At 74.3% G+C, this 6,056-nt stretch carries 5 protein-coding genes; all 5 read right to left on the reverse strand.

Features of this window, described 5'->3' with window-relative positions; genetic code table 11:
* Positions 1 to 39 precede the first annotated feature (39 nt).
* Entirely contained in the window at positions 40 to 1,203 is a 1,164-nt protein-coding gene (locus ACFXA3_RS32595; RefSeq protein ID WP_385192742.1) for an NAD(P)/FAD-dependent oxidoreductase, read from the reverse strand.
* Complete coding sequence (locus tag ACFXA3_RS32600; RefSeq protein ID WP_385192745.1) at positions 1,200 to 2,849, reverse strand: FAD-dependent oxidoreductase; 1,650 nt, start codon at positions 2,847 to 2,849, stop codon at positions 1,200 to 1,202. Before ACFXA3_RS32600 ends, ACFXA3_RS32595 begins: the two co-directional genes overlap by 4 nt.
* A 72-nt stretch (positions 2,850 to 2,921) precedes the next feature.
* Complete coding sequence (gene purB / locus ACFXA3_RS32605; RefSeq protein WP_385192747.1) at positions 2,922 to 4,376, reverse strand: adenylosuccinate lyase; 1,455 nt, start codon at positions 4,374 to 4,376, stop codon at positions 2,922 to 2,924.
* Positions 4,364 to 5,386 carry a beta-ribofuranosylaminobenzene 5'-phosphate synthase family protein gene (locus ACFXA3_RS32610; RefSeq protein ID WP_385192751.1) on the reverse strand — a complete coding sequence of 341 codons (1,023 nt, stop codon included), beginning with the start codon at positions 5,384 to 5,386 and terminating at the stop codon, positions 4,364 to 4,366. Before ACFXA3_RS32610 ends, purB begins: the two co-directional genes overlap by 13 nt.
* A 32-nt stretch (positions 5,387 to 5,418) precedes the next feature.
* A partial coding sequence (locus tag ACFXA3_RS32615) for a phosphoribosylaminoimidazolesuccinocarboxamide synthase (protein WP_385192749.1) occupies positions 5,419 to 6,056 on the reverse strand: 638 nt, incomplete at its 5' end.

Here is a 6,056-nt window from a genome sequence, read left to right on the forward strand (position 1 = left end):
GTGCCTGGCACCGGGCGGGCCCCCTTTCCCGTTCCCCCGTCAGGCCGTGCGGGCGGCGAAGCGGCCGGGGCGGAAGGCCGCCGCGAGCCCGGAGGGCCGCCCGAGCACCTCGCCGGCGACGATCTCCCCCAGGACGGGGGCCAGGGTCAGCCCGCTGTGCGTGACGACCACGTACGGGGACCCCTCCCCCCGGACCGGGCCGAGGACGCTCATGCCGTCCGCGGGCATGGGCCGGACGCCGACGTAGGCCGACTCCACGCCGACCCCGGCGCCGGCGCCGGGCAGCACCGCGTCCAGCCGGGCCAGCACCCGCTCGGCCGCCCGCCGCGCCTGCCCGGCCGGGTCCGGGTGGTCCGGGTCCAGCTCGTGGTCGATGTCGTGGCAGTGCAGCACGAGCCGGCCGCCGGTGTGCGGGCGCACGCTCAACTCCGGTGCGTGCAGGATGCGTTCCACCCGGGCTCCGGTCACCGGGGAGGTGCGTACCAGCAGGCCCATGGTGAGGGCCGCCTCGTCCCCCGGCTCCACCAGCGGGACCTCGGCCCCGGCGAGCGCCGACAGGTCCCGGGTGCCGCGCCCGGCGCAGCTGACGACGGCATCCGCCTCGATCCGCTCGCCGGAGGCCAGGACCACGCCGCGGACCGGGTCCGCGCCCAGGAAGCCGGTGACCGGGTCGCCGGTGCGGATCTCCACGCCGTGGGCCCGGCCGCGGTCCTGGACGGCGGCGAGGAAGCGGTCGCTGATCACGTGGGCGTCGGCCGGGTAGTGGTACAGCGGGCCGTGGACGTCGTCCAGGGCCAGGCCCGGCTGGAGTTCGGCCCGTGCCCGCCCGGGCCCGTACTCCTCGACGGGGTAGGCGCGGGCGCGGTAGCCGGCGGCGGTCCGGGCCAGGCGTGCGGCGCCGTCCTCGGTGTCGGCCCAGTGGAGGTTGCCCGTGCGGAAGAACCACGGGTCGCCGCCGGTACGGGCGGCGAGGCGTTCGTGGGCGCGCAGGCCCTCCGCGGAGAGGGCGAAGTAGGCGTCGGAGCCGTTGTCGACCGCGTTGACCCAGCCGAAGCCGTGGGCGGAGAGCCCGCGGCGGGGGTCCTGGCCGTCCACCAGGACGACCGAGACCCCTTGTTCGGCCAGGTTCAGGGCCACGCAGCTGCCGATGGAACCGGCTCCGACCACGACCGCCCGCACCGCCGCCTTAGCGGCCGGGCTCATCGGTCCCCCTCGGCGAGGCCGGTGCCGCACAGGTAGCCGCCGACCAGGGCCGGGCCGAGGGTGCCGCCGGAGCCGGGGTAGCCCGGGCCCATGGGCGTGGCCGCGACGTTGCCGCACGCGTACAGGCCGGGAACCGGGGTGTCGTCGTGGCGCAGCACCCGGCCCCCGCGGTCGGTGACCACCCCGCCCTTGGTGCCGAGCATTCCGGGTCCGACCGGGACGGCGTAGAAGGGGGCCTGCTCCAGCGGGCCCAGGCAGGGGTTGGGGCCGTGCCGTTCGTCGCCGTAGTAGCGGTCGTGGCTGGTGCCTCCGCGGCCGAACTCCGGGTCCTCGCCGAGTACGGCGTGCCGGTTGAACGCGGCGAGGGTGGTGGTCAGGCCCACCTCGTCGGCGCCCAGGCGGCGGGCCAGTCCGGCGGGCGAGTCCGCGCGGACGAACCAGTCGGGGACCGGGTCGGCGGGCTGGACGGACGCGATCGGGTAGCGGCTGCGGAACGCCTCGTCGAAGACGAGCCAGGCCGGGGCGTTGGGGTACGTGTGGGTGGTGGGGTCGAACGTCAGGAAGGCCTTGGTGATGTCGTTGTAGTTGACGGCCTCGTTGACGAACCTGCGGCCCTGCCGGTTGACGATCACCGATCCGGGCAGGCACCGTTCGGCCACCAGGTGCCTGGAGAGCGGCGCCCCGTCGTACTCCTCGCCCGGGGCGCCCACCGCGGGCACCCACCACGCCTGGGACATGCCGTCCAGGGCGGCGCCGGCCGCCATGGCCATCCGCAGCCCGTCGCCGTGGTTCCACGGCGGGCTGATCGGGCGGGTGTCCGCGACCCCGAGGTAGGCGTGCTTGAGCCGCTCGTCCCACTCGTAGCCGCCGCTGGCGAGGACCACCCCGGCGCGGGCCCGGTACGTGACCGGTCCGTCGGCGGTCTCGGCGCGGACCCCGGTGACCCGGCCGTCCTCGACGAGCAGTTCGCGGACGCGGACGCCGGTGGCGAACCGCACGCCGCGCTCGTCGCAGGCCGCCACCAGGCCCGCCACCAGGGCGGCGCCGACGGTCAGTACGCCCTCCGCCTTGCGCCGGGCGACCAGCTCGTGGTCGTACAGCTCCGGCGAGTGCCAGCGGTGGCGCTCGTCGTAGGTGACGGCGTCGAAGTGCGCCCCGCGGCGGATCCGCCCGACCAGGCCGGGCCGGTCGGCGGTCGGGAAGGGCACGTTGTCCAGGGTGCGGCCGACGTCCCGCGCACCCGGCCAGTCCGAGTGGTAGTCGGGCCGGTCGATGGGGAAGAACCGGACCGGGGTCTTGGCGTGCAGGTAGTCCACCATCTCGGGCGCGGTGGCGACGTACTGCTCCAGCCGCCAGGGCTCGACGGCGCCCTCGGTGACCAGTTCGAGGTAGCGCAGGGCGTCCTCGGCGGAGTCGGGCATGCCGTGCTCGCGCATGACGGAGCTGTTGGGCACCCAGACCATGCCGCCGGACACGGCGGTGGTGCCGCCCAGGACGGGGGTCCGCTCCAGGACGAGGACGCGTCGTCCTCCGTCGGCGGCGCGGCAGGCGGCGAGCAGTCCGGCCCCGCCGGAGCCGATCACCAGGGTGTCGACGTCGACGTCGCTGTCAGGGGCGGGTTCGGGGTGGAAATCGGTGTCGGGCACGGAAGCGTGTTCCTCTTCCTCTGTCTCCTGGTTCCCAGGATTCCTCGGGCAACGGGACGCGTGCGGACGCGCTCAGAGCAGGCGGCCGGGCTTGTAGTGGACCGCTTCGGGGTGCCGGGCCGTGATCTGCCCGATCTCGGCCACCAGCTCCGTGACCTGGTCGGCCGCGGCGCCGGTGAACCCGATGCGGTCCGTGAGGAGTTCGTCCAGCTGCGCCCGGCCGAGGGGGAAGCGCTCGTCGGCGGCGAGCCGGTCCAGCAGCAGGTTGTCCGCGCCGTCCGCCCGCATGGCGAGGGCCGATCCGACCGCGTGCTCCTTGATGACCTCGTGGGCGGCCTCGCGGCCGACACCGAGGCGGACGGCGGCCATCAGCATCTTGGTGGTGGCCAGGAAGGGCAGGTACCGCTCCAGCTCGGCCTCGATCACCGACGGGAACACCTCGAACTCGTCGAGGACGGTCAGCAGGGTCTCCAGCATTCCGTCCAGGGCGAAGAACGCGTCGGGCAGCGCCACCCGGCGGACCACGGAGCAGGACACGTCGCCCTCGTTCCACTGGTCGCCGGAGAGCTCGGCGGCCATCGACGCGAAGCCGCGCAGGACGATCATCAGGCCGTTGATCCGCTCGCAGGAGCGGGAGTTCATCTTGTGCGGCATGGCGGAGGAGCCGACCTGGCCCTCGGCGAAGCCCTCGCTGACGAGTTCGTCGCCGGCCATCAGCCGGATCGAGCGGGCCAGCGAGGACGGGCCGGCGGCCAGCTGCACCAGCAGGCTGAGCACCTCGTAGTCGAGGGAGCGCGGGTAGACCTGGCCCACGCTGGTGAAGCGGTGGGCGAAGCCGAGGTGCGCGGCGATCCGGTCCTCCAGCTCGGCGAGCCGGGCGCGGTCCCCGCCGAGCAGGTCCAGCATGTCCTGGGCGGTGCCCATCGGGCCCTTGATGCCGCGCATCGGGTAGCGGCCGATGAGCTCCTCCAGCCGCCGGAACGCCACCAGCACCTCCTCCGCCACGGTGGCGAAGCGCTTGCCGAGGGTGGTGGTCTGGGCGGCCACGTTGTGCGACCGGCCGGCCATGACCTGCCCGGAGTGCCGCTCGGCCAGCCCGGCGAGGCGGGCGAGCAGGGCCACGCAGCGGTCGCGGACCAGGACCAGGCTGTCGCGCACCTGGAGCTGCTCGACGTTCTCGGTCAGGTCGCGGGAGGTCATGCCCTTGTGGACGTGTTCGTGGCCGGCCAGGGCGTTGAACTCCTCGATGCGGGCCTTGACGTCGTGCCGGGTGACCTGCTCGCGGCGGTCGATGGAGTCCAGGTCGATGGTGTCCAGGACCCGCTCGTAGTCGGGTATCACCCGGTCGGGGACGTCGATGCCGAGGTCGCGCTGGGCGGTCAGCACGGCCAGCCACAGCCGGCGTTCGAGCACGATCTTGTGCTCGTGCGACCAGAGTCCCGTCATCTCCGGGGAGGCGTAGCGGGCGGCAAGGACGTCGGGGATGTTCGCGTTCATCGCACTCTTTCCGAAGTTCAGGACAGACATGTCGTGCTGATTCCGTCGTTGTTGGCCCGGGTGAACCAGAAGTCGCTGATCAGGCCTCGGCGGCGGAGGCCCTCGGCCCATGCGGCGGCCTCGTCGGTGCGCCGGGTGAAGGCGAAGCAGGCCGGTCCGGTCACGCTGAGCGCGATCGCGTCGACGGCCGGGGCCGCGCGTCCGGCCTCCAGGACGCCGGTGACGGCGTCGCCCTGGAAGGCGATCTGGGCCTGCTTGAAGTGGCCGGTGAAGGTGATCTCGTTCACGGCGGCGCAGAACGCCTCGTAGTCCTGCTCCAGTACGGCCGGGGCCAGGCCCATGAAGACCAGGTGCGAGGTGCGCCAGGACTCCTCGGGCGGGATCGGCGTGACCCGCTGGAACCAGTCGAGTTCCTCCTGGCCGCCCAGGTGGCGGCCGTGGGTGAGCAGGACCAGGACCGGCCAGTCGGGGAAGTCGAGCCGCACCACCGGCCGGGGCGGGGCGACGTCCTGGGCGAACCGGCTGGGCCGCAGGTAGGTGTGCGGCGCCGCGGCGAACTCCGGCGGGTTGCGGTGTCCGCCGTCCACCAGGAAGCCGCCGTGCTCGGCGAGGCCGGTGCTGGCTCCGGAGGTGCGGCCGCGGCCCAGGGTGCGGGCGAGTTCGCGCAGGTCGGTCTCCTGGCCGCAGAGGCGTCCGTACGCGTGCCCGACGGCGAGCAGGGTGTTGGTCTTCGAGCCGAAGCCGCTGTGCTGGGGCAGCGGCCGGGTGACGGTCACCCGGGCCGGCGGGCCGTCCCACAGCTTGCGCAGCGTCTCGACGGCCCGGGTCACCTCGCGGGTGGTCTCCTCGGCGGTGCCGGTCACCTCGGTGACCCCGTCGGCCGCGGGCCGCACCTCGGCGGTGAGTCCCGGCCGGTCCACGGCCATCGCGGCGATGCCGTTGCGGCGCATCGAGGTGGCGTCGAGGCTGATCAGGGTGAAGCTCAGGCGGGCCGGGGCGGACACCCGTACGGCCGTCCCGGGTTCGGTGGGCGGTTCCATCGCCACGGGGGCATCTCCTCGTCGGTGGTCGGTCAGAGCCCGGTGCGGTCGCCCAGGGCGGCCCCGGTGACCTCGGCGAACTCCCGGACGGCCGTGGACAGCCGGGCGCGCACGGCCGCGTCCGGGCCGCCCTCGCCGACGGGGCCGGTCCACAGGGCGGTCAGCGCGGCGTAGACCTCGGAGGTGGCGGCCACCGCGGCGGCGCCCAGCGGCTCGGGGCGCGGCCACCGGTCGCGGGGCAGGCCGTCCTCGATGTGCTGCCGGACGTCCTCGCGCAGGCCGGGGTGCAGGCAGCGCAGGAGTTCCTTGCAGACCGGTGCGCCGTCGTAGTAGAAGCGGTTCTCGTCCGGGGTGCCCGCGTGGTCGATCACGATCGGCTCGCCGTCCTCGTCGAAGCCGTACTCGGCCTTGCCGTCGACGAGTTCGAGGCCGACGGCCGTGCAGTGGGCGGTCAGCACCGGGGCGAGCTGCCGGGTGAGCTTCTCGATCCGGGCGATGTCCTCCGGCGTGATCCGGCCGACGGCGGCGGCCTCCTCGCGGGTGACGAAGCGGTCGGTCTCCTCGAACTTGGTCGTGAACTCGACCATGACCTCGGACAGCCACGGGGAGCCTGGCTCCCGGCGGTCCGGTACCAGGGCGGGGTCGAGGCGGCCGGCCGCGACGCGGCGGT

This window comes from Streptomyces sp. NPDC059456 (genome assembly GCF_042750055.1).
Classification (GTDB): Bacteria; Actinomycetota; Actinomycetes; order Streptomycetales; family Streptomycetaceae; genus Streptomyces.

Coding starts and splice junctions, on each gene's coding strand:
- purB (WP_385192747.1), bottom strand. CDS start 4,376: ATGTCTGTCCTGAACTTCGGAAAGAGTGCGATGAACGCGAACATCCCC.
- ACFXA3_RS32595 (WP_385192742.1), bottom strand. CDS start 1,203: ATGAGCCCGGCCGCTAAGGCGGCGGTGCGGGCGGTCGTGGTCGGAGCC.
- ACFXA3_RS32610 (WP_385192751.1), bottom strand. CDS start 5,386: ATGGAACCGCCCACCGAACCCGGGACGGCCGTACGGGTGTCCGCCCCG.